This window comes from Cyanobium sp. Candia 9D4 (assembly GCF_024346155.1).
In the GTDB taxonomy this organism is placed as follows: domain Bacteria; phylum Cyanobacteriota; class Cyanobacteriia; order PCC-6307; family Cyanobiaceae; genus Cyanobium; species Cyanobium minutissimum.
Window position 1 is genome coordinate 58259 of record NZ_JAGQCK010000003.1, and the last position, 25079, is coordinate 83337.

General features: G+C 66.1%; 32 protein-coding genes. 16 read left to right on the plus strand and 16 right to left on the minus strand.

The genetic code is table 11. From position 1 onward, the window contains the following. The 5 genes from KBZ08_RS08480 (at position 1) to KBZ08_RS08505 (ending at position 6334) form a co-directional block, all read left to right on the plus strand. Positions 1 to 375, plus strand: a complete 375-nt coding sequence (locus KBZ08_RS08480) for a type II toxin-antitoxin system VapC family toxin (protein WP_254972406.1) — start codon at positions 1 to 3, stop codon at positions 373 to 375. Then, a complete protein-coding gene (locus KBZ08_RS08485; protein WP_254972407.1) occupies positions 375 to 1838 on the plus strand; it encodes an N-6 DNA methylase in 1464 nt (487 codons plus the stop codon). Before KBZ08_RS08480 ends, KBZ08_RS08485 begins: the two co-directional genes overlap by 1 nt. After that, on the plus strand, positions 1838 to 3385 hold the full coding sequence (locus KBZ08_RS08490; protein WP_254972408.1) for a restriction endonuclease subunit S: 1548 nt from the start codon (positions 1838 to 1840) through the stop codon (positions 3383 to 3385). Before KBZ08_RS08485 ends, KBZ08_RS08490 begins: the two co-directional genes overlap by 1 nt. After that, positions 3385 to 5208, plus strand: coding sequence for an ATP-binding protein (locus tag KBZ08_RS08500; protein ID WP_396122393.1), 1824 nt, complete (start codon positions 3385 to 3387; stop codon positions 5206 to 5208). The genes KBZ08_RS08490 and KBZ08_RS08500 overlap by 1 nt, the downstream gene beginning before the upstream one ends. 511 nt (positions 5209 to 5719) lie before the next feature. Continuing rightward, positions 5720 to 6334, plus strand: a complete 615-nt coding sequence (locus KBZ08_RS08505) for a hypothetical protein (RefSeq protein ID WP_254972410.1) — start codon at positions 5720 to 5722, stop codon at positions 6332 to 6334. Between the two features lie 514 nt (positions 6335 to 6848). Here KBZ08_RS08505 and KBZ08_RS08510 read toward each other — a convergent pair. Continuing rightward, positions 6849 to 7088, minus strand: a complete 240-nt coding sequence (locus KBZ08_RS08510) for a hypothetical protein (RefSeq protein WP_254972411.1) — start codon at positions 7086 to 7088, stop codon at positions 6849 to 6851. A gap of 252 nt (positions 7089 to 7340) precedes the next feature. Between KBZ08_RS08510 and KBZ08_RS08515 the strand changes: the two genes are divergently transcribed. Next, on the plus strand, positions 7341 to 7490 hold the full coding sequence (locus KBZ08_RS08515; RefSeq protein ID WP_254972412.1) for a hypothetical protein: 150 nt from the start codon (positions 7341 to 7343) through the stop codon (positions 7488 to 7490). Between the two features lie 255 nt (positions 7491 to 7745). Here the strand turns inward: KBZ08_RS08515 and KBZ08_RS08520 are convergent, their stop codons facing one another. The 3 genes from KBZ08_RS08520 to KBZ08_RS08530 form a co-directional block, all read right to left on the minus strand. Next, a complete protein-coding gene (locus KBZ08_RS08520) occupies positions 7746 to 9038 on the minus strand; it encodes an EAL domain-containing protein (RefSeq protein WP_315861248.1) in 1293 nt (430 codons plus the stop codon). 305 nt (positions 9039 to 9343) lie between these two features. Further along, positions 9344 to 9592, minus strand: coding sequence for a PIN domain-containing protein (locus tag KBZ08_RS08525; protein WP_254972414.1), 249 nt, complete (start codon positions 9590 to 9592; stop codon positions 9344 to 9346). A 69-nt stretch (positions 9593 to 9661) separates the two neighbouring features. Beyond that, a complete protein-coding gene (locus KBZ08_RS08530) occupies positions 9662 to 9880 on the minus strand; it encodes an antitoxin (RefSeq protein ID WP_254972740.1) in 219 nt (72 codons plus the stop codon). Positions 9881 to 9937: 57 nt separating this feature from the next. Here KBZ08_RS08530 and KBZ08_RS08535 point away from each other — a divergent pair, with 57 nt between their 5' ends. After that, positions 9938 to 10492: an ABC transporter substrate-binding protein gene (locus KBZ08_RS08535; protein WP_254972416.1), complete on the plus strand. Its 555-nt coding sequence runs from the start codon at positions 9938 to 9940 to the stop codon at positions 10490 to 10492. 28 nt (positions 10493 to 10520) lie between these two features. Here the strand turns inward: KBZ08_RS08535 and brnA are convergent, their stop codons facing one another. Together brnA and KBZ08_RS08545 are read right to left on the minus strand one after the other, a co-directional pair. Then, entirely contained in the window at positions 10521 to 10799 is a 279-nt protein-coding gene (gene brnA / locus KBZ08_RS08540; RefSeq protein WP_219904301.1) for a type II toxin-antitoxin system BrnA family antitoxin, read from the minus strand. Next, on the minus strand, positions 10786 to 11049 hold the full coding sequence (locus KBZ08_RS08545; RefSeq protein ID WP_254972417.1) for a BrnT family toxin: 264 nt from the start codon (positions 11047 to 11049) through the stop codon (positions 10786 to 10788). Before KBZ08_RS08545 ends, brnA begins: the two co-directional genes overlap by 14 nt. Before the next feature lie 98 nt (positions 11050 to 11147). Between KBZ08_RS08545 and KBZ08_RS08550 the strand changes: the two genes are divergently transcribed. The 3 genes from KBZ08_RS08550 to KBZ08_RS08560 all read left to right on the plus strand — a co-directional run bounded on the left by KBZ08_RS08550 (position 11148) and on the right by KBZ08_RS08560 (position 12117). Continuing rightward, the gene (locus KBZ08_RS08550) at positions 11148 to 11483 is read left to right on the plus strand and encodes a hypothetical protein (protein ID WP_254972418.1); all 336 of its coding nucleotides are present in this window, start codon (positions 11148 to 11150) and stop codon (positions 11481 to 11483) included. Between the two features lie 77 nt (positions 11484 to 11560). Continuing rightward, positions 11561 to 11845, plus strand: coding sequence for a FitA-like ribbon-helix-helix domain-containing protein (locus KBZ08_RS08555; RefSeq protein ID WP_254972419.1), 285 nt, complete (start codon positions 11561 to 11563; stop codon positions 11843 to 11845). Beyond that, on the plus strand, positions 11842 to 12117 hold the full coding sequence (locus tag KBZ08_RS08560) for a PIN domain-containing protein (RefSeq protein WP_254972420.1): 276 nt from the start codon (positions 11842 to 11844) through the stop codon (positions 12115 to 12117). The genes KBZ08_RS08555 and KBZ08_RS08560 overlap by 4 nt, the downstream gene beginning before the upstream one ends. 81 nt (positions 12118 to 12198) lie before the next feature. Here KBZ08_RS08560 and KBZ08_RS08565 read toward each other — a convergent pair whose 3' ends face one another. Next, positions 12199 to 13458 carry a VWA domain-containing protein gene (locus KBZ08_RS08565; protein WP_254972421.1) on the minus strand — a complete coding sequence of 420 codons (1260 nt, stop codon included), beginning with the start codon at positions 13456 to 13458 and terminating at the stop codon, positions 12199 to 12201. A 32-nt stretch (positions 13459 to 13490) separates the two neighbouring features. Further along, positions 13491 to 14159: a MerR family transcriptional regulator gene (locus KBZ08_RS08570; RefSeq protein WP_254972422.1), complete on the minus strand. Its 669-nt coding sequence runs from the start codon at positions 14157 to 14159 to the stop codon at positions 13491 to 13493. 163 nt (positions 14160 to 14322) lie between these two features. Here KBZ08_RS08570 and KBZ08_RS08575 point away from each other — a divergent pair, with 163 nt between their 5' ends. Both KBZ08_RS08575 and KBZ08_RS08580 read left to right on the plus strand, forming a co-directional pair. Then, a complete protein-coding gene (locus KBZ08_RS08575; protein WP_254972423.1) occupies positions 14323 to 15069 on the plus strand; it encodes a M20/M25/M40 family metallo-hydrolase in 747 nt (248 codons plus the stop codon). 94 nt (positions 15070 to 15163) lie between these two features. After that, positions 15164 to 15700: a hypothetical protein gene (locus KBZ08_RS08580; protein ID WP_254972424.1), complete on the plus strand. Its 537-nt coding sequence runs from the start codon at positions 15164 to 15166 to the stop codon at positions 15698 to 15700. A gap of 33 nt (positions 15701 to 15733) precedes the next feature. On the opposite strand, the gene KBZ08_RS08585 is transcribed toward KBZ08_RS08580, so the two are convergent. Together KBZ08_RS08585 and KBZ08_RS08590 are read right to left on the minus strand one after the other, a co-directional pair. Continuing rightward, positions 15734 to 16171 carry a type II toxin-antitoxin system VapC family toxin gene (locus KBZ08_RS08585; protein ID WP_315861252.1) on the minus strand — a complete coding sequence of 146 codons (438 nt, stop codon included), beginning with the start codon at positions 16169 to 16171 and terminating at the stop codon, positions 15734 to 15736. 112 nt (positions 16172 to 16283) lie between these two features. After that, positions 16284 to 16961: a peroxiredoxin-like family protein gene (locus KBZ08_RS08590; RefSeq protein WP_254972744.1), complete on the minus strand. Its 678-nt coding sequence runs from the start codon at positions 16959 to 16961 to the stop codon at positions 16284 to 16286. A gap of 175 nt (positions 16962 to 17136) precedes the next feature. On the opposite strand from KBZ08_RS08590, the gene KBZ08_RS08595 reads away from it, so the two are divergent. After that, the gene (locus tag KBZ08_RS08595; protein ID WP_254972425.1) at positions 17137 to 17385 is read left to right on the plus strand and encodes an AbrB/MazE/SpoVT family DNA-binding domain-containing protein; all 249 of its coding nucleotides are present in this window, start codon (positions 17137 to 17139) and stop codon (positions 17383 to 17385) included. Then, a complete protein-coding gene (locus KBZ08_RS08600) occupies positions 17382 to 17807 on the plus strand; it encodes a type II toxin-antitoxin system VapC family toxin (protein WP_254972426.1) in 426 nt (141 codons plus the stop codon). Before KBZ08_RS08595 ends, KBZ08_RS08600 begins: the two co-directional genes overlap by 4 nt. Here KBZ08_RS08600 and KBZ08_RS08605 read toward each other — a convergent pair. From KBZ08_RS08605 to KBZ08_RS08630, 6 genes are all read right to left on the minus strand, one after another. Next, positions 17804 to 19339 carry a cryptochrome/photolyase family protein gene (locus KBZ08_RS08605; RefSeq protein WP_254972427.1) on the minus strand — a complete coding sequence of 512 codons (1536 nt, stop codon included), beginning with the start codon at positions 19337 to 19339 and terminating at the stop codon, positions 17804 to 17806. The two genes, KBZ08_RS08600 and KBZ08_RS08605, sit on opposite strands and share 4 nt — an antisense overlap. 10 nt (positions 19340 to 19349) lie before the next feature. Further along, complete coding sequence (locus KBZ08_RS16320; RefSeq protein ID WP_261359254.1) at positions 19350 to 20591, minus strand: FAD-binding domain-containing protein; 1242 nt, start codon at positions 20589 to 20591, stop codon at positions 19350 to 19352. A 227-nt stretch (positions 20592 to 20818) separates the two neighbouring features. Next, positions 20819 to 21661 carry a hypothetical protein gene (locus KBZ08_RS08615; protein ID WP_254972428.1) on the minus strand — a complete coding sequence of 281 codons (843 nt, stop codon included), beginning with the start codon at positions 21659 to 21661 and terminating at the stop codon, positions 20819 to 20821. 10 nt (positions 21662 to 21671) lie between these two features. Further along, positions 21672 to 22139 (minus strand): hypothetical protein, encoded by a 468-nt coding sequence (locus tag KBZ08_RS08620; RefSeq protein ID WP_254972429.1) that lies wholly within the window; start codon positions 22137 to 22139, stop codon positions 21672 to 21674. A gap of 87 nt (positions 22140 to 22226) precedes the next feature. After that, complete coding sequence (locus tag KBZ08_RS08625) at positions 22227 to 23198, minus strand: HAD family phosphatase (protein ID WP_254972430.1); 972 nt, start codon at positions 23196 to 23198, stop codon at positions 22227 to 22229. A gap of 12 nt (positions 23199 to 23210) precedes the next feature. Beyond that, entirely contained in the window at positions 23211 to 23378 is a 168-nt protein-coding gene (locus KBZ08_RS08630; protein ID WP_181280149.1) for a hypothetical protein, read from the minus strand. 138 nt (positions 23379 to 23516) lie between these two features. Here KBZ08_RS08630 and KBZ08_RS08635 point away from each other — a divergent pair, with 138 nt between their 5' ends. Both KBZ08_RS08635 and KBZ08_RS08640 read left to right on the plus strand, forming a co-directional pair. Beyond that, a complete protein-coding gene (locus tag KBZ08_RS08635; RefSeq protein WP_254972431.1) occupies positions 23517 to 24854 on the plus strand; it encodes a cation:proton antiporter in 1338 nt (445 codons plus the stop codon). A gap of 71 nt (positions 24855 to 24925) precedes the next feature. Then, entirely contained in the window at positions 24926 to 25075 is a 150-nt protein-coding gene (locus tag KBZ08_RS08640; RefSeq protein WP_201295923.1) for a hypothetical protein, read from the plus strand. Positions 25076 to 25079 lie beyond the last annotated feature (4 nt).

The following is a 25079-nucleotide window of genomic DNA, read 5'->3' on the forward strand; positions in this document are numbered from 1 at the left end:
ATGCTCGACACCAACGCCGTGAGCGCCTTTCTGAAGGGACTCTCACCCCGCCTGGATGCCTGGGTGCGTGAGCAACGCTGTTGCCTGTCGGCGATCGTGGTGGCGGAGATCCGCTACGGGCTGGAGAAGCTGCCGCCAACGTCGCGGTTGCAGGCGCTGGCGGAGAACACCATCAAGACCCTGGAGATCCTGCCCTGGTCGGAAGCCTGCGCCACGGTGTTTGGCCGGCTGCGGGCCGATCTCGAACGCAACGGGAAGCCTCTGGCGGCCATGGATCTGCTCATCGCCAGCCATGCCCTGAGCGAAGGCTGCGCCCTGGTGACGGCCGATCGGGCCTTCGCCAACGTGGGCGGGCTCACCCTGGAGGCCTGGTGATGGCAGGAACCACCACCCACGACATCGTTGCCAAGCTCTGGAACCTCTGCAATGTGCTGAAGGACGACGGGGTGACGTACCACCAATACGTGAGTGAACTCACCTATCTGTTGTTCCTGAAGATGGCCAAGGAGACGGGCCGGGAGAAGGGAATCCCCGAGGAATGGCGTTGGGACGAGCTGGAGAAGCTGAAGGGCCTCAAGCAGCTGGAGCACTACAAGCTGCTGCTGCTGGAGCTGGGCAGCAGTGAGAGCGGCAGCTCGGTGCTGGTGCAGGAGATCTTCGCCAATGCCAGCTCGTTCATCCGCAAGCCGGTCACGCTCAACAAGCTGGTGGCGGAGATCGACAAGCTGGATTGGTACAGCGCCCGTCAGGAGGGGCTGGGCGATCTGTATGAGGGGCTGCTGCAGAAGAACGCCGAGGAGAAGAAATCAGGCGCGGGCCAATACTTCACGCCCCGCCCGCTGATCGATGCGATGGTGGCGGTGATGCAGCCGCGGCTGGGGGATGTGATCCAGGATCCGGCGGCGGGCACCGGCGGCTTCCTGATCGCGGCCCAGCGCTGGATCCGCGAGCACCAGGATCCGAGCCTGCTGGATGAGGCGCAGCAGAAACAGTTCTATGAGCGCACGTTCTACGGCATGGAGCACGTGCAGGACACGCACCGGCTGGCGCTGATGAACCTGATGCTGCACGGGCTCGATTCGCTGCCCGGCCAGGGCGGCATCCGCTATGGCGACACCCTCAGCAGCGATGGCGAGGGGTTGCCGAAAGCAAGTCTGATCCTCACCAACCCTCCGTTCGGCACCAAGAAGGGCGGCGGCCTGCCGAGCCGCACCGATTTCACCTTCCCCACCAGCAACAAGCAGTTCTGTTTCCTGCAGCACATCTACCGGGCGCTGACTCCCGGCGGCCGGGCGGCGGTGGTGCTGCCCGACAACGTCCTGTTCGAAGGCAACGTGGGCAAACAGATCCGGGCAGACCTGATGGACAAGTGCAACCTGCACACGATCCTGCGCCTGCCCACCGGCATCTTCTACGCCCAGGGCGTGAAGACCAACGTGCTGTTTTTCAGCCGCGGCAGCAGCGATCGGGGCAACACCAAGGAGGTGTGGGTGTACGACCTGCGGGCCAACATGCCGGCCTTCGGCAAGCGCACGCCGCTCACCCGGGAGCACTTCGCTGAGTTCGAGGCGGCCTATGGGCCGGATCCGCTGGGGCTGGCGCCGCGAACAGCCACAGGGCCGGAAGGGCGTTGGCAGTGCTTCAGCCGTGAGGAGATTGCTGCCCGTGGCGACAGCCTCGATCTGGCCTGGCTGAAGGACGACTCCGCCGAAGATGGCGCCGACCTGCCGGAGCCGGCGGTACTGGCCCAGGAGGCGATGCTGGAGCTGGAGGGGGCGCTGGAGGATCTGCGGGCGATCCTGGCGGAACTGGGGGAAGAGGTGGAGGAGTTGGTGTGATGGAGGGACGGGAGTTGCCGGCGGGGTGGTCTCAAGCCCAAGTTGGTGAAATGTGCCGCCTCATGAATGGGAGAGCATACAACAAGAGTGAGCTTTTGGAGTCAGGCAAGTACCGCGTCTTAAGAGTGGGGAACCTGTTCACCAATCCTCATTGGTACCACTCTGATCTTGAGCTGGACGAGGATAAATATTGTCAAGCTGGTGATCTTCTCTATGCTTGGTCGGCCTCATTTGGGCCGCATGTCTGGGAAGGCGAAAGAGTGATCTATCATTATCATATCTGGAAAGTCGAGCATGACGAAGATCTCATTCATCGTGACTTTCTCAAAGTCTTTTTCCAGTGGGACACGAATCGCATCAAGCAGCAGCAAGGTTCTGGCTCCACGATGCTGCATGTCACCAAGAAGTCGATGGAAGAACGGGCCATCCCGGTTCCCCCGACCCCTGAACAACTCCGCATTGCCGCCAAGCTCGACACCACCCTCGCCGCTGTCGAGGCCTGTTGCCAGCGGCTTGATGGCGTGGCGGCGATCCTCAAGCGTTTTCGCCAGGCCGTGCTGGCAGCGGCGACGTCGGGGGAGTTGACGCGGGAGTGGAGGGAGGAGAGGAGTTGCGAAAAAGCCTGGCAACAGACAACGATCGATCAAATTGCGAGCGTCGGCACAGGATCGACCCCTCTACGATCAAACCCAGCCTTTTATGACAGCACTGGAATTCCCTGGATTACCAGTGCCGCCACGTCTGCGGAGCTGATCACTTCGTCCAGTGAGTTCGTTACAGAGAAAGGACAAGCGGCAAGCCGGTTGCGTATTTATCCAGAGGGAACTCTTCTTGTTGCTATGTATGGCGAGGGAAAGACCCGGGGGCAGGTGAGTGAACTTGGAATCGCGGCGACCATTAATCAAGCCTGCGCAGCGATCCATGATCCGATCGAGCAATATCTAATGCCATTTATCAAGATTGCCCTGAAAGCTAATTACCTTGAAATGCGTGTTCTTGCCGAAGGCGGCAATCAGCCTAATCTCAATCTTTCAAAGATAAAGCAGTTTCCGATTGCCTTGCCGTCGAAGGATGAGGTTGTCGAAATCTGTGACCGCGTCGAAACCTTCTTCACCCTCGCCGACCAACTTGAAGCCAGGCTCACCGCCGCTCGCAAGATCGTCGATCGCCTCACCCCTGCTCTCCTGGCCAAAGCCTTCCGCGGTGAGCTGGTGCCCCAGGATCCCAACGACGAACCGGCGAGCGTGTTGCTGGAACGGATCCGGGCGGCCCGGCAGGCGGAAGCCGCTGCGGGCAAGCCCTCGCGGCGCGGGCGGCGCAAGGCTGCAGCCAGCCCGGAACAGGCCCCTCCAACTGCCGCCCCCGCGCCTGCCGATCTGCTCGCCCAGCTCCTGCAGGAATGCGGTGCGCTCAGTGAGCGGGCGCTGTTGGCGGCGTCCGAGCTGGATCCCGCTGGCTTTCGGGCTCAGTTGGCGTTGGAGCAGGGAATGGGGGCGATCCGGGAAACGGCGCAGGATGGGCAGGTGCTGCTGGAGGCGGTGGGTTGATGGGCTTGGGGCCCCTATTCGATGTAACGCCCTTCCTCCATCAGGACGAAGGGCAGCACTTCGATCGCAAGTCGTTGTTTCATGGGCCGCCGGGCGAGAAGCAACCCCGCGAGCGACGTGCGATGCGCGATGAAGTGGCTCGCTATGTGGCCGGCTTCGCCAATGCCGAAGGCGGGGTGCTCATCCTTGGGATCGAAGACGACCACACCATCACGGGTCACCGGCTCCCACCCAAGACCCTGGAATCCCTTTTGGCGGTTCCCCAGGCACGGCTACAGCCCCCGCAACCCCAGGGGTTTCTGGTGTCCGTTGATGGACAGGAACTGGTCGTATTCGACGTGCCCAGCGCCGACGTCCCCGTGCAGGTGACTGGCGACGGCTTTCCGCTGCGCATCGGCGATCAGACCATCGAGGCCAGTGAAAGCCAGATCCGGGCGCTCAAGTTCCAGGGCCTGGTGGAGAGCTACGAAAGCCGCCCTTCCCCCCTGGCGCTGGCGGATCTCGATCGTGAACTGCTCGCCCGAGCGCGGCAGGGTGCAGGTCTGGAGGCGCTCAGCGATGCGGAGTATCTGCTGAAGCGGAAGCTGGCTGATCGTCGTGGCAGTGGGCTGGTGCTCAGGCAGGCGGCTGAGTTGCTGTTCGCCCATCAGGGCCCGGAGCATCCCAATGCCGGCGTGCGGGTGTTTCGCGTTGTGGGCACCGAACGACGCCTTGGTGCTGAGCACAACGTGGAGGAACGCCCGCGCATCGAAGGCAACCTGCCCGAGGTGTGGCAGGAAGCTCTCAGCGTGGTGGGCAGCCTGATGCGGCAACCCTCACGGCTGGTGGGCAACCGCTTCCGGCCAGTGAGCGAATACCCTCGCTTCTCCTGGCAAGAAGCCCTGCTCAACGCGATCGCCCATCGCGACTACAGCGTTCAGGGCGCCGGGATCGAAGTGTGGCTGTTCGACGACCGCATGGAAGTGACCAGCCCTGGCGGCCTCCTGCCGGAGCTCAGCATCGAGGAACTGCTCAGCCTCAGGCGCGTCCACTGCAGCCGCAACCCCCGCCTGATGCGAACCCTGGTGGATCTTGGCCTCACCCGGGATCAGGGGGAAGGCATCCCGCGCATGTTTGCCGAAATGGCCGATGCGTTCCTGCCTACGCCTCGCATCGATCCCACCCCCAGGAGTGTGAGCGTGGTGCTGCGCAACACCACCACCCTCAGCGAAGACGACCGTGCCTTCGTGTCACGCATCGGTGGAGAGGAGCTCAGCGACGAGGAGTTCCGGGCACTGCTCCAGGCGCACCGCAACACCCAGGTGGACAACGCCAGCCTGCGCAGCCTGATGGGGCTGGATACCCTCGGCGCCAGTCAGATTCTGCGGCGGCTGCGGGATCGGGGCCTGCTGGAACTGCATCCTGCCGGATCTCAGAGCTACTACACCCTGGCGCCACGGCTGCGCCCTGCCGATACCGCCGATCGGGGGGAGCAGGTGCCGGATCGAGGGGAGCTCCGATCGGATCGGGGGGAGCTCGGAGCCGATCGAGGGGAGCTGCTGGACCCTTCGTTGCTGGAGGCCATCGCAGGGCTTGGCGTTCGCCCCCGGAGGGAGCCCCTGCGGCAGGTCATTGCGCAGCTCTGCATAGGCCCCTGGCGGACTCCGGCATGGTTGGCCGCGCAGCTAAACATGGAAGTAGGCAATCTTTCCGATCGCCATCTCACGCCGATGGTGAGGGTCGGCACGCTGGAGCGGCGATTCCCGCAGACACCCACCCATCCGGAGCAGGCCTATCGCACAATCTCGATCCAGAGCAGCCTTGGGCTGCCTGGATCCGAATGATCAACTCAACACACTCCAGAGTGACCGAATCAGAGCTGTGTGCGAAGTCAGGCCAACTGTTCCGGTTTGCATTCTGGGTTGGCCTGGGGCAGGAAGGCGTCGAACATTTACCCGCTGAAGGCCCTCTGTCCGTGGTCAGGGGAATAGGTCATCCCCCTTGGGAACTAGCCGTTGCGCAGATCACCCACTTTCTGCATCCTTGCCCCCAGCTCATCAGAGCTGACGCCAGAGAGATAGTGGCTTACACGATGAGTGCATTGACTTGCCAGAGCACATTGGATGTGTGATAGAGTTCCCTAGTTATGATTGATGCACTTGACTCATTCATGACAAGCTGAACATCTTTACTGTAAAAACCCATTGCCCATCGATGGAAACAACTAGATTTCGGAGAGAAGACGTGAATAGGGCCGAAGTGTTGCTCCTAATTCGCAATGCCGGCTCCATTTCATTCAAATGCATTCAGAATAAGCTAGGAATTCACGAAAGCCCGTCCGATTTCAGGAATCGGATGCTTGATGATGCGATTTCGTCCCTAATTTCTGCAGGCCTGATTAAGGAAGTTGACCCAAGTGAAGAACGTTCTGAATGGAGCGAAGCTAAGCCTGATTCCACCTTTCAAGTGACGCCACTTCTGCGCAAGCTGCAGTATGCGCTCGACTTGAGCCTTACCAAACTTAGGGCGAGCAATACCCCAAAGGCTGAAGCGGAACAGCTAAGCCTGAAAGAAATGGCACGTAAATTGGCGGCTACCATGCCAGATTATGGTTATAAGAATGATCTTATCGCATCCATCCAAGAACTTTCACGATGCTTGAGTTCATCATGCTTTATTGCCGTAATGGCGCTATCGGGGAAAATTCTTGAGATAGCGATAAAGCACTACTTTGTCGTAAACTCTATTCCCTTTCAGAATGATTTAATGCTCGGCCCCCTTCTCCGCAAGCTGGCCGAGCAAGGCGCATACGTTGATCCAGGCCTGAAGAATGTTGCCAATATCATTAACTTGAGCAGAATTCCGGCAGTTCACTCGAAAGAGAATGTTCCCATTCCATCGAAAGAGCAAGCCTCAATGGTTGTCTTTGCCACCTTAGATGTATTGAACCGGTTTCTTATTAATGCATAGTCTTTAAAGCGAGACAACCTGATGTGCGGCGAAATCCTTGAATAAAGCACAAGGTTTCAGTACATTTCTTCGCCTCAATAGAGACATGCTTGTGCCAAGAATGTATTCATGAAAACAATTGTATCCTTTGGAGGATGGGCCTTCGGCATGACTGCGAGTGGGGGCGACAAAGGCTAACAGCTTAGCCTGATCGTTGTCGAGCTATTTCATTGGCTTGCGGCTACATTCACGTGTCGACACGCCACCAGCTATGCGTCGCGCGTCGCGCTATATCGTTCATGCTGAGTACAGCCACATCGAGCGTATTCCTGTCGAGTTCTGCCACACCACTGATCGATTTAAGTTCACCCGCGCAACCCAAGGGGATCAGATCATTCATGCCTCCCGGCCAGGAGTGGCAAGGCCTTGCTAGATGCCCTTGGGGCGGTGACTGCCAGGAAACATGACGCCCCTAGCCCCGCTTCGGTGCTGCAGCCTGAGCAGACCCAAACATTGCTGACAACCCTTGCTGCCCTCAGACTGCCGCCTGCGGCAGTTCCCCCTCCACTAGGAACAACTCCCGTGGGAAGCGATGCACCGTCCCGTCGTCATGGCTCAGGAAGGACGCGTGATCGACGTTAACCTCGCCGGTAATCTCCACCGGATCAAACGGCGTGGAGACCAGTGCCGCCGGCGTAAACACCCCCATCCGGACCAGCGACTCACGGGTGCGGGCGCCCAGGTACTCGAACGCCTCGATTCCCTCCTCCCGCATCCAGCTCCCCAGCCGCTGGGTGGGTCCGTAGTGCCGTGGGTCCCGCAGGGCGGCTTGAGCAGCAACACCGAGAACAGGGTCTGCCGGCGCCGGATCGGTGCCTTGGGAGGTTCGCTGAATCCTTCCCAGAACAGCAGCGCGTCATACGCCCCCTCCACCAAAGAACCGAGGCGCGAGCAGGAGCCATGCCGCAGGGTGGGAGGCCGATTCGAACGCGATTCAGGAGCGCTCTATCTGGGCTCGATCCCAGGGATGCGTGAGTCGATCCTGGAAGGTCTGGCGACGCCGCTGGAGGATCTCAGTGATCAGCCCGGGCTGGTGAGCTGGAGCGTTCACTTCTCCAAGCAGCCCCAGCAGCGATCTGGTCATTCATCCCTGCCCGACCTCTGCCCAGGTGTGTAGTGCCACCAGCTTGTTCAGCTGACGATGGGGTGTGAAGTCGCCACCCACTGGCCCGTCTGCCGCCGATCAGTCGGGAACGCCTGAGTCGTCGGCATCTCGATGAGGGCGTGCTGCTCAAGACCCTTGCGGCGCAAGCCGGGATCACCTGCGCTGCGCCTATGTGGCTAGCCCGGTACCGTTCGATCGCGGCCTCGCGCTCTGGAGTCGACAGTTGAATCAGCAGGACCGTGGACTGGTGGTTGTCTGGCGATCAGATCAGGGTTTGAGGCGCTGATCAATACAGAGTACGAAGGAAGCGCCGCTGGCGTGCTCCAACCTCGTGGCCACGGTGCGGCAGCGCTGGCCGGTGGCCAGGCTGATGTAGGTGTCGGTGATGTGCTGATGGAGACCCGTATCCATCAGGCTGAAGAAATACTCCTTGTTGGCATGGTCGGTGCCCCGCGTGGCGGGCGTGAACAGGCGGTTCCTCGACAGGGGGAGACCCTGGCCCAGGTGCGTGTTGCTGATCTGCAGTCCGTCGCCATCGAGCACGTAGGCCGCTTCGATCATGGTGTTGGTGCCTACCCAGTTGGCCAGGGCGCCGTCGAACATTTGGGCAGGGATGTGACGTAGGCCTTCACACCCTGCGCGGGCCAGATTGATCAGATCGAGGCCCTCCATCTGGCGGGCCTGGATGGCGGCCACGGCTTTGACCCGTTGCCGGCGGGCGGCTTCCATCAGCACTGGGTGCAGGGCCGCCAGGTGCAGGTTGGCCGCTGGCTTGGGGCGCGCCAAGTGATAGCCCTGGAAGAACTCTGCTCCAAAGGCGGCGCATGTGTCCAGTTCTGCCTGGGTTTCCACCCCTTCTGCCAGCACCAGAGTGCCGATGGTCTTTCCAAGTAAGATCAGCGACTTCATCATTTCCTGCTTGACAAAGTCGCGGTCGACGCCGGCGATGAGACTGCGGTCGAGCTTGATGATGTGGGGCCGCAATTCGGCGATGCGTGGCAGGTTGCTGTGGCCGGATCCCAAGTCGTCAATGGCGATCAGGAAACCCAATTCGCGATGGCGCTCCACGAAGCGCTTCAGGGTCATCGTGTCCTGAACCTTGGTTTCGTTGAGCTCGATCACGATGTCGCTGGGTTCTAGACCCGTGGCCTCGGTGGCCTCGAGCAAGGCTCCCGAGCCTTCCACTCCCTCGTCGATCAATGACGTTTCAAAGTTGAGAAACAGAAAGGGGCGTAGGGACCGGGGCAAGTTGAGATCCCGGTAGGCCTCCATGGCCCGGATGCGGCAGCGGCGATCCAGCTCCAGCAGCTTCCCAGCCTTGCGGGCCTTGGCGAACTTCTGTCCGACACCCATGAGCGCCGGGCGCGCGAGGGCCTCCAGGCCCACCACGGAGGTTTGCTTGAGGGAGACGATGGGTTGAAAGTGAATGGTTAGCTGATTCGATGGGAGGATCGAAGAGGCCTCCCTCGTTGGCTCCATAAGTTCAGCGTGAACCATTGAGCGCGAATGACAGCCGAATACATTTCTAGCGAGCCAGCAGCATTGAACCCTGGGGAACATCTGAAAAGCGTACTAAGATCAACCCAGATCCAACACTGAGGCTGGAACGGAAGGCGGTCCCCCTCCAGCTGGGCTTTTCGGACCACGAGCACATTCACGCCAAAATGAGGACGCGTAGCCAGCGCTTCTTGGATGAGATGGAGGCCGCGGTTCCCCGGGAAGCCTTCCTGGCCTTGATCGAGCCCTGCTGCCGGCCTACTTGCAGATCCATAACGGCCGCAGGTGCCCCATGGCCCTGGGTGGACTCACCCCCCAGCCGCGGCTCGCTCAGCTGCTGGCATGAACAACCTGGTGGGAAAGCACACCTAGGCCGTCGGCACCCAGTTCTCCACCTGCAGGCCGCTCACCTGGGCAAACTCCCGGGTGTTGTTGGTGATCAGCGTGGCCTGCAGGCTCAGGGCATGGGCCGCGATCATTGTGCCCAGTGAGCCAATGGGAGTGCGCCGGCACTCCAGGTCCGCACGCAGTTCGCCATAGGCCCAGGCAGCGCGCTCGTCGAAAGGGAGAAACTTGAGAGGGGCCAGGAACATCTCCAGGGCCTGGCGGTTGCGCACCGAACCGCTCCACTACCGCGGCTGGTTTGGCGTTGATGATGGTCATGCAGATGTTGGTATCGAGCAGAATCATGGGCTGATCGCCTCCCGGATCTGCTCCTCCGGCTGCTCACGCGTGATCACAACGCCCGGCTCGAAGCCCGCCAACCCGGCCTCCAGGGTTTGCCAGGGGTCATCGATCGGCACCAACAGCACCCCATTGCGGAACTGCTTCACCACCACCTCGCTACCGCTGAAGCGGTAAGCCTTCGGCAGCCGCACCGCCTGGCTGCGGCCCGACTGGAACAGACGTGCGGTGTCCGTGGCAGGCCCTGACCTGGCAGTGACCCCTGGTTATTCCCACGGATGGTGAGATACCCCGTCATCACCACCCGCCGCTGTCAGGATTCCCAGCAACGCCAGCACACCGTCATGCCCCTGCCCCAGCTGATGCCGCTGCTGGCGGCCGTGGCGCTCACCCCTTGCCCAGCTCCGGTGAAGGCCCAGCTGGATGGCCTATACCGCTGGCAGGTGGCTCGGCAGGACGTGAGCGGTCCGATCGAGCTCAAGAGCCAGAAAAGCCGCTTCACCGATGGGCTGTTCCAGAAGCTGCTGCGCGCCTATGCGCTCAATCCGAACAGCGGCCGCTTTGTCGACTTCGATCTGTTCAGCGGCACCCAGGTGGGGACCTTCGGTGCCAAGGTGCTGGGCTGCACAGCCGCCCCCGGCGGAGGGCTGGAGGCCCGGGTGGCGGTGCGGGCCGGCCTGCGCAACCGCCCCATTGAGGCGCCGCAGCTGTTGCGCTATCTGCTGGTGCGCGGCCCTGCCGGCAGCTGGAAGATCGCCGACATCGTCTATGCCCATCCGGCCGGGTTCCGCCTTTCCAGCTATCTGGCTGAGCTGCTGGGATCCAAGCCCTGACGGCTGCAGGTGCTGGGGGCAAGCGGATTCAGCGGCTCTCCTGCGATGACGCGTGGCCGCTGCTGGCCGGAGACGACGCGTCAGGACGCCCTTGCTCAAGTCGCTCCGCGAGCCAGACCTTGATGATCGACTGGCGAGTCACGCCGAGGCGTGAGGCCTCACGGTCGAGTTGCTCGACCATCCAGAGGGGGAAATCCACGTTGACCCGCTTCTGTTTCACGGGGGCTCGACGGGCGCCGTTGAGATCGAGCGCCTCCAGCACGGATTGACCGGCATCGAACCGGCGATCGAATTCAGAGCTGTTCATAGAGCTGGACCTCCTCCAGGCGGGAGCGGCGGACGGAAATGAGGCGGATTGTCGAGCCGCGGTAGGTGATCACTGCCGACCAATGCTTGCGGTGGATCTTGCCAATCACGAGGAAGCGCGGCTCGCCAGTTGTGCGTGCAGGGACATCAAGCAAGGCTGGATCGCTCCAGAGGGCTTGAGCTTCGACGAAATCGATGCCGTGCTTGGCCAGGTTGGCCTCGCTCTTGACCGGGTCGAACTCCACATCCATTGTGAGCTGATTTTATACCTTTTCCGCTCTCAGCGGCATCTGGATCGCCGTCTCCACCTGATGCCAGGGTCAGACTTCACAACCCCTGCTCCGGAACGATGGCGCAACCGTCTGCCGCGCGGATCGCTCGCCTGGGGCGCCAAGGGGTGGCCCTGTTCTTCGTGTTCATGCTCAGCGCCGAGCTGCCCAGCCAGATCTTCCACCTCGTCCAGCACCTGATCGGGCCGGGGCCGGACGCCATCGAGGAAACCCTCGAGCACCTCGGGGTGCTGCTGGTTTACGTGGTGGGACTGGTCTGCGCCCTGTTCCTGTCCCAGCAGGAGCTCTGCCGGACGCGCCTGCTGGCGTCCTACCCGCCACACGAGCCCGTCCCCCTCGCCATGCATGTGCTCGGCCTGGTTTGGGGTCTGGTGGCGGTGGTCCTGCTGCGCTGAGCGAGCTGTGATCAGGCTGCGCCAGGGCCCAACGTTCGAACCTGACAGCAAGAGCTAGCGTTGCAAGCACTGACAGCATGGCCTGCGCGGACCTCGTGATGGCCAGCCTCACGATCCGCAACCTCGACGACGCCACCAAGGCCCAGCTGCGACTACAGGCCGCCCGCCACGGTCACTCGATGGAGGAGGAAGCCCGCAGGATCCTGCGCGAAGCCGTGCTGCCGCAACCCGCTGGCTCTGACAGCCCAGGTCTGGGGAGTCGCATCCACGCCCACTTCGCCGACCTCGGTGGCGTGGAACTGGATCTGCCCGCGCGGGTTTCTATGGCGGGGGCCGCCGTGTTCACCGAGGAGCCAACGTGATCGTTCTCGACACCCATGTGATCGCCGAGCTGATGCGGCCCCAGCCGGAGCCGGCGGTGCTGGCCTGGGCGGATGGTCTCGTTCCCGCGGAGGTGGGCATCACGGCGATGAACGAAGCGGAGATCCTGCACGGCCTCATCCGGCTGCCGGAGGGTCGCCGCAAACAGGCCCTGCTGGATAGCTGGCAGGCGTTGGTGACGGCCCTGCTTGGCGATCGCGTGCTGGCCTTCCACCGGGAGGCCGCCCACTGGTATGGCGAGCCGATGAGGTGATCGCCGCCACCGCCCTGGCCCAGGGCGCCCAACTGGCCACCCGCAACGTGAGTGACCTCACCGGCCTGGGCCTTGATCTGATCAATCCCTGGACCCATCGTCGCTCTCCCACACGTTGAGGCTGGAGCGCTGCGATTCCCGGCGCAGGTTCTTGCGGCTGCGCTTCGGGTCGCTCTTGAGCAAAGCCAGCTTCTCGCTGAGAAGGTCGAGTTCCCGGCTAAGCCTCGGGGTGGCAGGCATCGCCGAGAGGTCGCCGAACAGCTTGCCCAGGCTGGCGCTGGCGCTGATGACATCCCCTCGATCCAGATCCGCGATCACGTGCCGGCGTTCCCGGTTGGCCCGCAGCAGCGCCAGCTGTTCGGCCACCGCGTCATCGGGCTCCAGCTGCTGGATCTCCTTGCTTTCCATCACCGGCAACTGCAGGTGCTCGATCAGGCTCTGGCGGTCGCCGCTGCCGGGGGCCTCCCAGGCCAGCCGCACGCTGAGGATCTCCTGATTCGGAACCCAGGCGGGCAGCTCCAGCCGCAGGCCCACGTTGAGCTCCTGGCCGGCGCGCAGGTTGGGCAGCTGGTGGTTGCCGGCGGTGGTGGGCGTGAGGTCGTTGAGCAGGTCCACCACCTCAGCGCCGTGCTTGCCGCGCACCCCGAGGCTCACCCGCCGCCCGAAGGTGCTGGTCAGCCCCTGGAGCTCGGAGGCGTAGAGGTCGGCCAGTTGGCTGGGGGTTTCGATGTGGGCCAGGGTGCCGTCGCCCGCGGCGGCCATCGCCCCCATCAGGTCCTCGTCGAAGTCATCCCCCAGGCCGAAGGCACTGGTGCTGATGCCCCGCTGGGTGAGGCCCGCCACCTTGGTGGCGATCTGGTCCTGGTTGGTGAGACCCTCGTTGGCCTGGCCATCGGAGAGCAGCAGCACCCGGTTCATCGCGGCTGGATCGAGGTGCTCGGCCACCTGGGTGGCCCCAGCCCGCCAGCCATCGAAGAGGGCCGTGCAGCCGCCGCTGTGGATCGTGTTGATCGCGGCGATGAAGGGCTGGGGATCGGCCACGGGCCGCGAGGGCACGACGATCTGCACCGCATCGTTGAAGCTGACGATGGCGAGGCGATCACGGCCGGTGAGCTCGCCAGCCAGGAAGCGGGCTGCCTTGCGGGCATAGCTGAGCTTGGTGCCGCCCATCGAGCCGGAGCGGTCGATCACCAGGGCCAGGTTGAGCGGCGGCCGCTCGCGGCGGGTGGCATCGGCGGCCGCCGGCGGTGGGGTGATCGTGAGCAGCAGATCCAGAATCGACGGGCGATCGGAGGCCACAGCCGGCCGCAGGGGCCGGAAGCGCAGGGTGGGGCGGGTCATGGTGGAGGTAGCGGTGGGACGGGGGAAAGAATTCAGCGGTCGGCGTCGTCGAGCAGGGCGTTGAGCCGGTCCAGGAGGTGCTGGAGCCATTGCTGGCGCCGGGGGCCGGCGGGAGGAGGCAGAACGGAGTCGCGGACATGCACCTCGATGCCGGGGGCGAGGGTGAAACGCAGCCAGCGGCTGCCGTTGTCGCTGGAGCGGGATCCGGAGTGGGTGCGGTCGGAACGGGAGCGGGGGGACAGGGGTTTGTTGAGCATCCCAAGGACGGAGCCCATTGAGGCAGCTTTTCGTGCGAAGGATGAAGATCCCTCTGCCGCAGCACCGGTGGCGTCAGCCGTGGACGGCAGATCTCGCAGGTACTGAAGGGCCTGGTTGGCGGCAGGAACGGCGGCCGCCGCCCCCTCACCATCGAGCTGCTCCAGCTGCTGCTCCAGATCGGCGTCGGCCAGAACGCAGAAGGGAGCAATGGCGGAGAGGCTCAGGCCGCGCCGGGCCAGGGCGCGCACCAGCACCAGTTGCAGCAGGTGCCGGTGGCCGTACACCGCGCTGCGCCCCTCCTTGCCGGGGCGATCGATCAGCCCCTGGGTGGCATAGAGACGCACGGTGCGCGGCGAGATCTCCTCACCCAGCAGGTCGCCGGCAGCAACGAGGAGGTCCTCGAGGCCGTAGAGCGCATCAGCGGGAGCGGAGACCTTGAGCATCCCCTAATTATGCACACTTGCAGTGCAGGTGTCAAGCGATTAAGCTTCGTGCCCCATCGACTGCCTCGCCATCGATCACCCCGCTCCCGACCCCGCGCCCCTGCTGGAACATCTGCAGCAGCTGGCCCGCCCCCGCCACGCCCGCTGGGATCCCATGGGCCTGATGGCGGTACGCGCCTACCTGATCGAACAGCTCGGCGCCCTGGGGCCGGTGCAGGAGCACCACTTCCGGGAGGGCATCGATGCGGGCACCAACCTGATCCTGCGGCTCCCCGGCCAGCGCCCGGAGCTTGATCCCCTGCTGGTGGCGGCCCACTACGACGGCCCCCTGCACTCGATCGGCGCCGACGACAACGCCTCCGGCCTGGCGGCCCTGATCGAGCTGGCCCGGCACTGGGCCACCAAGCCGCCCCGGAGACCGGTGTGGATCGTGGCCTTCGACCAGGAGGAATGGGGCATGGTGGGCAGCACGGCCCTGGCCGGTGAGCTCAAGGCCAGAGGCCAGAAGCTGAAACTGATGGTGAGCCTGGAGATGCTCGCCTACACCTGCGAACACCAGAGCTATCCGGTTCCGGCGATGCGGGCCATCTACGGCGACCGGGGCGACTTCATCGCCGTGGTGGGCAATCTGGGCGCCGCCGCGCTGTTGCCGGGCCTGGCCAGCCGCATGGGGAAGCACGTGGTCACCAAGGTGCTGCCGGTGCCCGATGCCGGCCGCTCGCTGCCCGATGTGCGCCTCAGCGACCACAGCCCCTTCTGGGATGCGGGCTACGACGCGTTGATGGTCACCGACACCTCCTTTCTGCGCAACCCGCACTACCACCGGATGAGCGACACGGTCGACACGCTGGATCTGCCCTTTCTGACGGCTGTCACCGAGGGGTTGAAGGCGGGGCTGGGGGTGCTGTGACGGCGACGGCCTGCGATCGCCTCTGGTCCTTCGCAGGGAAACCGGCCTCGATCCGGCCGTGCTGGTGAGGATGGATCCCGCCGCAGACCCACCGATGGAGCCCACGCTCGACAGCCTTCTGACCCACTACGCCGAGCGGATCGGTGGCCCCTTCCCCCTGAGCCTGTTGCCTCCCGATCGGCCGCTGCACTGGCAGGGGCAGACCCTGTTCGGGACGGCCCAGGCGCTGGAGCCGCCCGACCAGTTCCAGTACACGGTCGACGCGTTTCTGAGTGAGGCTCCCCTCGGCACGTTCAGCGTGGGCTTCTGGGGCCACGGCATGCACAGCGGTGCCTTCCACTACCAGCGCCGTGAGCCCTGGGGCAGCCTGTTTTTGCGGCTGCCCTACGGGGGCTTCTTCGAGGACAACGAGCGGGCTGCCCGCCGGATCAAGGCCACCATGGAGTGGTTCGCCCGGTTTCTACCGATCCTCAGCGAGCGGACTCACCACTTCACCGCGGTGGATTCCATGGGGGATGGCCTCTTCCGGATCGTCCTGACAGACGGCCGGGTGATCGAGGGCGATAGCCCCCTGTTCGAGCCCGGGCGCGGGCCGGTGGAAGCTCTACGGCCCCTGCTGGAGACGCCGTAGTGCGGGCTGGCCTCTTCTGGCCGGCCCCGCTTCTCACCAGAACGTCGGACACGGGAAGGCGGACAGCTGCGGATCAGCGGTGAGCAGCACCAGCCGCTCCAGTTCGGCCTGGGCCGCCAGCATCCAGTCCAAGGGGTCGCGGCGGGGCTGGCTGTAGCCGCCGGCCCTGAGGCCATGGGCCAGGGAGATCGGCAGGGGCTGGAAACCATCGGCCTGGAGCAGGCCAGGGAGATCATCCATGGCCTGCTCCAGCTCGGGGAGTTTGGCCTGATGGTGCTTGAGGGTGAGCTCCCAGACCGATGCGGCACTGACCAGAATCCGGCTGGTGGGGCCGACCAGAAGCGCCTGGACAGCACCGGAGAGCCGCTCCGGATCGAACCACCACCAGAGCAGGGCATGGCTGTCGAGCAGGTAGGCGGATGGGCTGCTTACGGCAGGGCTGACGCCGGAATCACGGAGGTTGCTTCCCAGTCGGCGAGCTGATCGGGCGCCATGGGCTCCAGCAGGTCATCGGGCTGACTGAGGGGACCCAGGTGGCGCAGACGACCGGGGAGACGCTGCGGCGCCGGCGCCTCCAGGGGCATCAACCCAGAAACGGCTCCAGGAAGCTCAGGGGCCGGGCCATGGTGGCCGAGAAGCCGAGGATGCCGGGGTCGCGGTGGCTGTAAAGCAGGGTGTCGTCGGCCTCCAGCAGATAGGTGCCGCCGCGCTGGGTGAGGAAGTCGTCGCGGGGGACGTAGGTGCGCCAGTGGCCCAGCACTTCGGCCATGTTGCGCAGCCGCACGGTGGCCAGCTCGAAGGGGCGCTGGAAGCCACGGCCGCCGGCCCGTGCGAAGAACGACCCCTTGATCGGCGGCAAGGGGCCCGCCTGGATCGTCTCGTCGTCGGCGATGCGCTGGGGGGCGCTGCGATCGCCGGTGTAGCCGCGCAGCACCTCGGCCAGGGTGCCGGGGGAGCCGAGGCCGGCGCACATCAGCAGCAGGTTCGGCCAGGGCCCGCCCGCCTGCTTCAGGCCCTCGTAGAGCCCCAGGTCCCGATGCAGATCCGGCTCGGCATCCACCAGCAGCCTCTCGCTCGGGAAGCCGGTGAAGGCGCAGAAGCGTTCGCGGCCCGCCGCGTCGCCGATGGCGATTGCCAGCACGGCGATGCCGGCGGCCTGCAGCTGCGGCAGCACCGGCACCAGGGCCTGGGCGTACTCGAGGCTGTCGAAGTCGCCCAGCTGGCTGAGCAGCAGCACCAGCCGCCGCCGGCCGGGCCCCATGCCCTCCACCGCCGCCAGGCGCTCCAGCAGCAGGGCGGGGGCGGGCGGCCGGGTGGCGGCGTCGGCGGCAGTGGCGGTCACGGACAGGGGTGGGTCAGGGCGGAACCATGCTCGTCGATCCACACTGATCGACGTATCCTTACCAGGTAAGACCCTGCTTCATGAGGCTGTGTCGATGCCAGCCGATGACGCCGCCACCAGCTCGATCACCAGCAAGGGACAGGTCACCATCCCCAAGGCCCTGCGGCAGCAGCTCGGCCTGGCCCGAGGCGGTCGGGTCAGCTTCCAGCTGGTGGGCGATCACATCGAAGTGCGCTCCTGCAAGCCGGAGCAACCGCTGCCGACCAGCGGCTTCGGCCTGCTCAGGAGCGCTCGTCCGCCTGTGCCGGCTGACTTCGACCCGGCCAGCCTGCTGGCGCCGTGATCGGCCTCGACACCAACGTGCTGGCTCGCTACTTCGTCGCCGAGGACGGGGCCGATGCCGCCACTGAACGCCAGCGCCAGGCAGCACGGCAGCTGATCGAATCGGGGCAGCCCCTGTTCCTGCCCAAGACCGTGGCCCTGGAGCTGGAGTGGGTGCTGCGGGGCTACTACGGCTTCGCGGCTGAGCAGGTGCTGCTGGTGTTCGACCACCTGCTGGCCCACCCTGGCCTGACCACGGAAGATCGCCCGGCCCTCGAGCAGGCCGTCGCCGGGCTGCGCGCCGGGCTCGACTTCGCCGATGCCCTGCACCACGCCAGCTGCCGTGGCTGCGACACGCTCGCCTCCTTCGACGACCGGGGCTTCGCCCAGCGCATCCGCCACCTGAACCTGGCGCCCCGCGTCGTCGTTCCCAAGGCCCCTTAGCGGGTGGCCCGCGCCAGGAACCCTTCGGCGGCGGCCTCCAGGCCCTCGCGCCGCCTGGGGTCCAGCTTCTCCAGCATCCGCACCATCATCGAAAGGCGCGGATTGGCCTGGAAGAAGTCCTGGTGGCGGTCGATGAAGCGCCAGTAGAGGCCGTCCCAGATCTCGCACCAGGGGCCCTTTTTGTAGTCGCCCATTTTGAGGATGTAGTTGGAGCCTCCGATGTAGGGCTTGGTGGCAAACAGGCCGCCGTCGCTCATCTGGCCCATGCCGTAGACGTTCGGGCCCATCACCCACTCATAGGAATCCAGGTATCGCTCCATGAACCAGCGGTGCACCTCGCCGGGGTGGATCTCACAAAGCAGCATCAGGTTGCTGATCACCATCAGCCGCTCGATGTGGTGGTTGTAGCCCAGGCGGTTCACCCGCTCGATCGCCGCATCCAGGGGCGGCAGGCCGCTGCTGCCGTCGTCCCAGCAGGGGGCGAGGCGGCGCTGGTGCTTCCAGAAGTTGGCGGCGGCCTGGCGCTCGCCATGCACCCGGTCGATGCCGCGCACGAACTCGCGCCAGCCGATCACCTGGCGCAGGAAACCCTCCAACGAGGCGATCGGCACGGGCTGGCCGCGCTCCTCCCGTGCCGCCGCGTGCTCCAGGGTGGCCGCGACCACCGCCGCGGGGGTGAGCAGGCCGATGTTGAGCAGGGGCGAGAGCAGGGAGTGGTGCAGGGTGGCGTGGTGCCGGCTGAGGGCGTCCTCGAACGGCCCGAAGCCGTCGAGGCGCTCCGCCAGGAAGCGCTGCAGCCATGCCTCGGCGCCGGCCTGATCGAAGGGGATCCACAGGGGCCCCAGCGCGCCGGGGTGGTTGGGGAAATGGCGCTCGATCAGGGCGCGCACCTCCGGCTCGTGGGGGCTGGCCGCCAGCGCCGGCAGGGGGGGCTCCACATAGCCCTTGGGCAGCTTGCGGCGGTTTTCGGTGTCGAAGCTCCAGCGGCCGCCGGTGGGGGAACCATCGGGCTCCAGCAGCAGGCCGAGACGGCGCCGCTGGCGCTCATAGAAGGTCTTCATGAACGGGCGGCGGCGGCCCTCGAACCAGCTCCGGCTTTCGGCCGCCGATTCCAGGAACGCCGGCGAGGGCAGCACGCTGAGCCGCACGCCCTGCTCAGCGCAGAAGCGCTGCAGCCGGGCCTCGAAGCTGCGGTCGGCGACCTCGGCCACCTGAAGTTCGCGGCCCTCCAGTTCGCGGCCCCGGGGCTCGCGGCCGCCGTTCAGCTCAGCCCCCAGTCGCTGCCAGAAGGACACCCCCTCCGACTCCGGCAGCTCCCAGTAGCGAACCGCCACTCCGCACTTCACCAGCGCGTCGCGGAAGCTGCGCATCGCCATAAAGGTGTGCAGCAGCCGCAGGCGGTGGTACCGCCAGGTGGAGGCCACGGCCAGGTCCTCGACCATCAGCACCCGGGAGCCGGGGGCGAGCTGCAGGGGAGAGGGTCGCGTCCAGTCGGGATGGAGCTGGTCGCCCAGGATCAGGGTCAGGGCCACAGGGGGAGGGTCACAAGGGGAGGGGCGCCGGGGCGGCCCAGAGCCGGCGGTGGGTCTGCTCGGGGTCGTAGAGGCGCACCTGGCGTTCCAGAACGAAGCGGCGGGGGCTGCCGCCGAAGCTGCGCGGGTCGGAGCCGACACCGGCCAGGTAGGCCCAGTTGCCCGTGTTCAGGGCCGGGTGGGCGTCAATCAGGGCCCACTCGAAGAAGCGGGCCCCCCAGGTCCAGGGCAGCTGGAGCTCGTTGACGAAATGGGAGGCCACCCACTGGCGGCCGCGGTTGGAGAGGTAGCCGGTGGTGAGCAGTTCGCGCAGCTGGGCATCGATCAGGGGATGGCCGCTGTCCCCGCGGGTCCAGCGGGCGAAGCGCTCCCTGGCCTCCTGCGGACCGGCCGGCGCGGCAGGCGGACGGTTCTGGAGACCGCCAGGGGCGTGGAAGGCGTCGCCGTGGCGCTGCTCCGACCAGAGGAAGAACTCCCGCCACAGCAACTCCTGTTGCATCCATTCGGAACCCTCGTCGGCGCCGTGGAGCTCCTGGTAACGGAGCACCTCCCGCCAGATCCGCCGCACCGACAGTGAGCCCACCCCCAGAAAAGGGGAGAACTTGGCGGAGAACTCCGTCCCCACCAGCCCGTTGCGGGTGAGCTTGTAATCGCGCAGCCCGCTGGAGCCGAACAGGTAGTGCCCCAGCCGGGCCAGGGCCGTGGGTTCATCACCGGGAAAGGGGAAGGCGCTGCGGGGATCGGGGCCAGCGGAGGTCGGTGGGGAAGCGGGCGATTCCAGCCAGGCGCGGGGGAGCTCGTCCCAGGGGTCCCCCAGGCCGGTGAGATCCGGTGGGGGCAGGGGCGGCTCCGGAGCGCGTTCCAGGGCTCGGCGGAACTGGCTGAACACCCGCGGGAAGCGCTCGGCCGCCACCGGCCAGGTGTTGAACAGGCGGCTCTCCTGGGCGTGCAGCACCGCCTCGGGCTGCACCAGGGGGCGGAGCTCGGCGAGGGCGGCCGCCGTGGTGTGCTGCGGGAAGGCCAGCAGGGGGATCCCCGCCGCCGCCAGGCGGGCGTGCAAAGAGGTGAGGGCCTGGGCCTCCAGGCGCCGCTGGTGGGGCCCCCGCAGCCGCTGACCCTGCGGCCGGCAGGCCAGCACCAGCAGGCGCCCGCCGCTCTGGCGCGCCAGCGCAACGGCCCGGTGCAGCACGGGCTGGTCATCGAGGCGCAACTGGCCCTCCAGGGCCAGGGCGATGGTGGGGCCGCGCGCCATGGTGCGTCGCCGGGGCGGTCAGCCTGGCAGGGCCGGGACGGCGACCGCGAGGCCCGGCTCCATGACGGATTGCTGCGGCCCCGGGCGGAGCGATTGCGCGTCTTAAGGATTGCTCTAGATTTTGCCCATGAGGGAGATCCCCGTGCACCGATCCATCGGACTGCTGACCGCCACCGGCCTCACCGGCCTGGCCCTGGTGAGCCTGACCATGACCTTTCTGGGTTGAATCAGGGCGCCGCCGGCAGGTAACCGGTGCGTACCAGGAAAGCCCTCAGCGCGTCGGGATAGCTGGCATAGCGCTTCTCCGGCCGCCGGCAGTCGCCCTTGGCGTTGTAGCCCGCCTCACAGGAGGTCAGCCCCCAGTCGGAGCTCCGGTCGTAGAGGCCCAGCATCCGTTTCCAGCCGCTGTCGAACTCCCCCACCAGCTCCTTGGTGGCCACCCAGGCCGCCAGGAAACCGTTGGCCTCCGGGCGCTGATCGGCGGGCTGCTTGAACCAGCCCTCCATCTCCTCCAGCCGGCGGCGATGCAGCGGCAGCATCTGGCGGCGATGGCTGATGTCGACGAAGCGGGGGCCGTCCAGCTGCCAGATCTGGCTGGGGGCGCTGCTGCCGGCGTAGCTGGCGAACTGGTAGAGGAAGCGGTTGTCCACGTCCACCAGCAGGTAGCGGCCGTTGCCCAGCGGATCGCTGGCGCCGTTGGGGCCACCGTTCACCGGATCGCGGCGCACCTCAAACCAGCGGCGGCCGTCGGGGCTGCTGGTGAGCACCCGGGTGTCGTTGCAGCAGTGGGCGCCGCCCGTGAACGAGGAAAGCAGCACCTCCGGGTAGGGATTGGAGGGATCCATCTCCACCACCTGCAGCACCGAATCGATGCTGCCGGGGCCGATCCGCAGCGCCCCCATCAACTGACCCACCACCTTCCCCTCCACCCGCACGGTGGCCACGGGCTGGACCTCATCCATGCCATCGGGCCTGGGCTGGCGACGGTTCTCCAGCACGGCCACCACAGGGCCGTTGGTGATCACCGGACCGGGTGCCGGTGAGAGGGCCAGCAGCAGGGGCAGCAGCATCGGCGTGGACCTACTGGCAGCCCTGAACCGAGATCCGGTAGCTGAAGCCCAGGGCGCCGGGATCGCTGCTGGCTCCCACCTTGAAGTTCATCTGGCTGGCCTGCTTGCCCGGAATGGCGGGGAAGGGGCCGAACATGCGTCCGGTGCCCATGGGCGGGTTCATGACTTCGTTGATCACCTGCAGATTGCTGCCGTCGCTGAACTTCATAAAGCCACTCACCGGATATTTGGCATTGGCGTCGGAGGAATTGGCCGTGAAGAAGAACTTGAAGCTGCTGTAGGGCTGGTTGACGATGAAGTCCGTGTTCCAGTTCTCCTTGCCGATCAGCTTGGCGGCCCCGACCCGCTTGGAGACGATCGGGGTGGTGCCATCGCCACCAATCGGCTGCAGGAAGGTGCAGCGCTGCTGGGCCTGGGCCGCTGGGCCGACAGCGACGACGAGCGAAGCGCCCAGCAGGGAGAGGGCCAGGACTTTCATGGTGAAGGATGAAGAGACAACGACCCTAGAACGCATCGGGCGCCGGAGGCTATCGGCCGAAGCCGGCCACCGCGGGCGGGGCAGCCTTCAAGGCTCAAAGGCGAACAGGCGCCCCCAATCGTTCTTCATGCTGATCACGATCCAGCCCTGTCGGCGCGCTTCGTCGTACAGCCCCTGGGTGAACGGCCCCACCCGGCTGTCCGGCAGCCCCAGGGCCGGGCCGTAGGCATACTCGCGGCGGGCGTCATCGTGCAGCACCAGCATCGACAGACGCGCGCCATCACCGGCCTTGGTGTACTCCAGCATCTGCCGGTCGCCGGTGGAGTTGCCGAAGGCGGCGATGGGCCGCCGGCCGATCATCAGCTGGATGCCCTCCGGCTTGCCGGCGTCGTTGTCGTTGAGCAGCAGCCGGGGCTCCTTGGTCAGAAAGGGCCGGCCCTGGGCGTCGTAGCCGTAACGGGTGGCGCCGGCGCTGCCGATCACCTGCTCGGGCGGGATGCCATAGACCTCCTCGGCGAAGACGCGCACGAAGTCCTGACCACCGCCGGTGACGATGTAGGTCTTGAAGCCATGGGCGCGCAGGTAGCGGAGCAGCTCCTGCATCGGCTGGTAGGTGAGCTCGGTGTAGGGGCGCTGCCAGCGGGGATGGCGGGCCGTGGCCAGCCACTGGCGTACATCGGCCTTGAAGGTGTCCAAGGGCATGCCGCTGAGGGCGGTGGCGGCCAGCCGCTCCAGTTCCTGGCGGGTGGTCACCGCCCCTGGCACCTTCTCAAGGATGAAGCGGACCTGCGGGTAGACCGGCTGCTCCACCCAGAGGGTGCCGTCCTGGTCGAAGGTGGCGATGCGCTCGGCGGGCGGCACGAAGGCTGGGCTGGCGGGGTCCGTGGTCTGGCGGACGAAGCGGACGATGCCGTCCCGGGCCGCCCCCGGATTCCAGGAGGGCAGCGGATCGGCGGACTGGGCCCCGCCGGCCATGGCGGCAACGGTGGCCAGCAGGATCGTGGCGAGCAGGCTCCCCAGCAGGAGCAGGAACCAGCGGCGGCGGCGGGGCAGGGTCACGGGGCGGCGGCCTCAGAACTTGCGCAGTTCGCGGCGGATCTTGAACGGATCACCCGAGTGCTGCTGGTTCAGCAGCAGCAGCGGCAGTCCCGCCAGCAGCAGGCCGATGGCGACGACCACCCCCAGGGGGACCGGCGGCCCGCCCTGGGGCGGTCGCGGGGTGCGGCTGAACCTGGCCATCGATGCGGGCGGCGGAGACGGCTGGTCCGTCAGTCTGCCGGGGGGTGCCACCGGCGCCCGCGATCCCGGTCCGCTGATCCCGGGCCCGCGGCCTGTGCAGGGATGAAAGGATTTCGGCATCGCCTTTGCCGGTCCGCCATGGACGCTCCCACCCTGCTGCTCGCGACCGGAGGCCACCAGATCGAGGCGGCCGAGACCCTGATCGAGGTGGGCCGCTTCATCGTCATCCTCTTCGCCGCCCGGGCCCTGGCGGAGCTGATGGTGCGCTTCCGCCTGCCGGCCATCCTTGGCGAGCTGGTGGCGGGCGTGCTGGTCGGCGTATCGGGGCTGCACCTGATCCTGGCGCCGGAGCTGGGGGCCCAGCTCAACGCCCTCGCCGAGGGCACGATCGCCGCCCTCGCCCACGTGGGCCCCGACCAGGTGCAGGAGATCTACGACCACGGCTTCAGCAATCTGCAGGCGGTGGCGAAGATCGGCCTGCTGGCCCTGCTGTTCCTCACCGGCCTGGAAAGCGAACTCGACGAGCTCATGGCCGTGGGGGGCCAGGCGATCACGGTGGCCCTCACCGGGGTGGTGCTGCCCTTCGCCCTGGGCACCTTCGGCCTGCAGTTCCTGTTCGGCGTGCCGCTGCTGCCGGCGATCTTCGCCGGTGCCGCCATGACCGCCACCAGCATCGGCATCACCGCCAGCGTGTTGGGGGAGCTGAAGTTCCTGCGCACCCGCGAAGGGCAGACGGTGATCGGCGCCGCCGTGCTCGACGACATCCTCGGCATCGTGATCCTGGCCGTGGTGGTGGCCCTGGCCGGCGGCGAAGGCTTCAGCCTCGGCCCGATCCTGAAGTTGATCGCCGCGGCCGCGGTGTTCGTGGTGGTGGCCCTGTTCCTCAGCCGCACCGCCGCGCCTCCCTTCGACGGGCTGCTCGATCGCCTCAAGGCCCCGGGCGAGGTGGTGGTGGCGGCCTTCCTGGTGATGTCGCTGGCCTGCTTCGCCGCCCAGGCCTTCGGGCTGGAGGCGGCCCTGGGGGCCTTCGCCGGCGGCCTGATCCTCAGCGGCTCGCGGCACCGGCACGCGATCGAGGAGGCGGTGAAGCCCCTGGTGGCCCTGTTCGCCACCGTCTTCTTCGTGCTGATCGGCAGCGGCATGGACCTCTCGGTGCTCAACCCCTTCGATGCGGCCAACCACGAGGGTCTGGTGATGGCGGGCTTCCTGCTGGCGGCCGCCGTGGTCAGCAAGGTGGCGGCCGGCTGGAGCTACCGCAGCAGCGGGCCCACCAACCGGCTGGCGGTGGGACTGGGGATGATGCCCCGCGGCGAGGTGGGCCTGATCTTCCTGGGGCTGGGCACCCAGACCGGGGTGCTGGGGCCGTCGCTGGAGGCGGCGATCCTGCTGATGGTGATGGGTACCACCTTCCTGGCGCCGGTGCTGCTGCGGCTGGTGCTGGCCGACGCCGAAGAAACAGCCGAGGCGACGGCTTGAGACGTCCGGCTGAGGGCAGGATGCGGCCCGGGTCCGGCCGTGGGACAGTGGCCCCAGCTCGCCCCCTGCCCGTGGCCAACGACAGCGATACCCCCCGGTCGGTGATCGCCGGCCTGCTGCTGGTGATCGGCTCCCTGGCCGGCCTGGCCCTGCTGGTCTGGGTCACGGTGGTCATGCTCGACCTCAAGCACCTGAACACCTCCGGTTTCACCCTGCCCTGAGGCT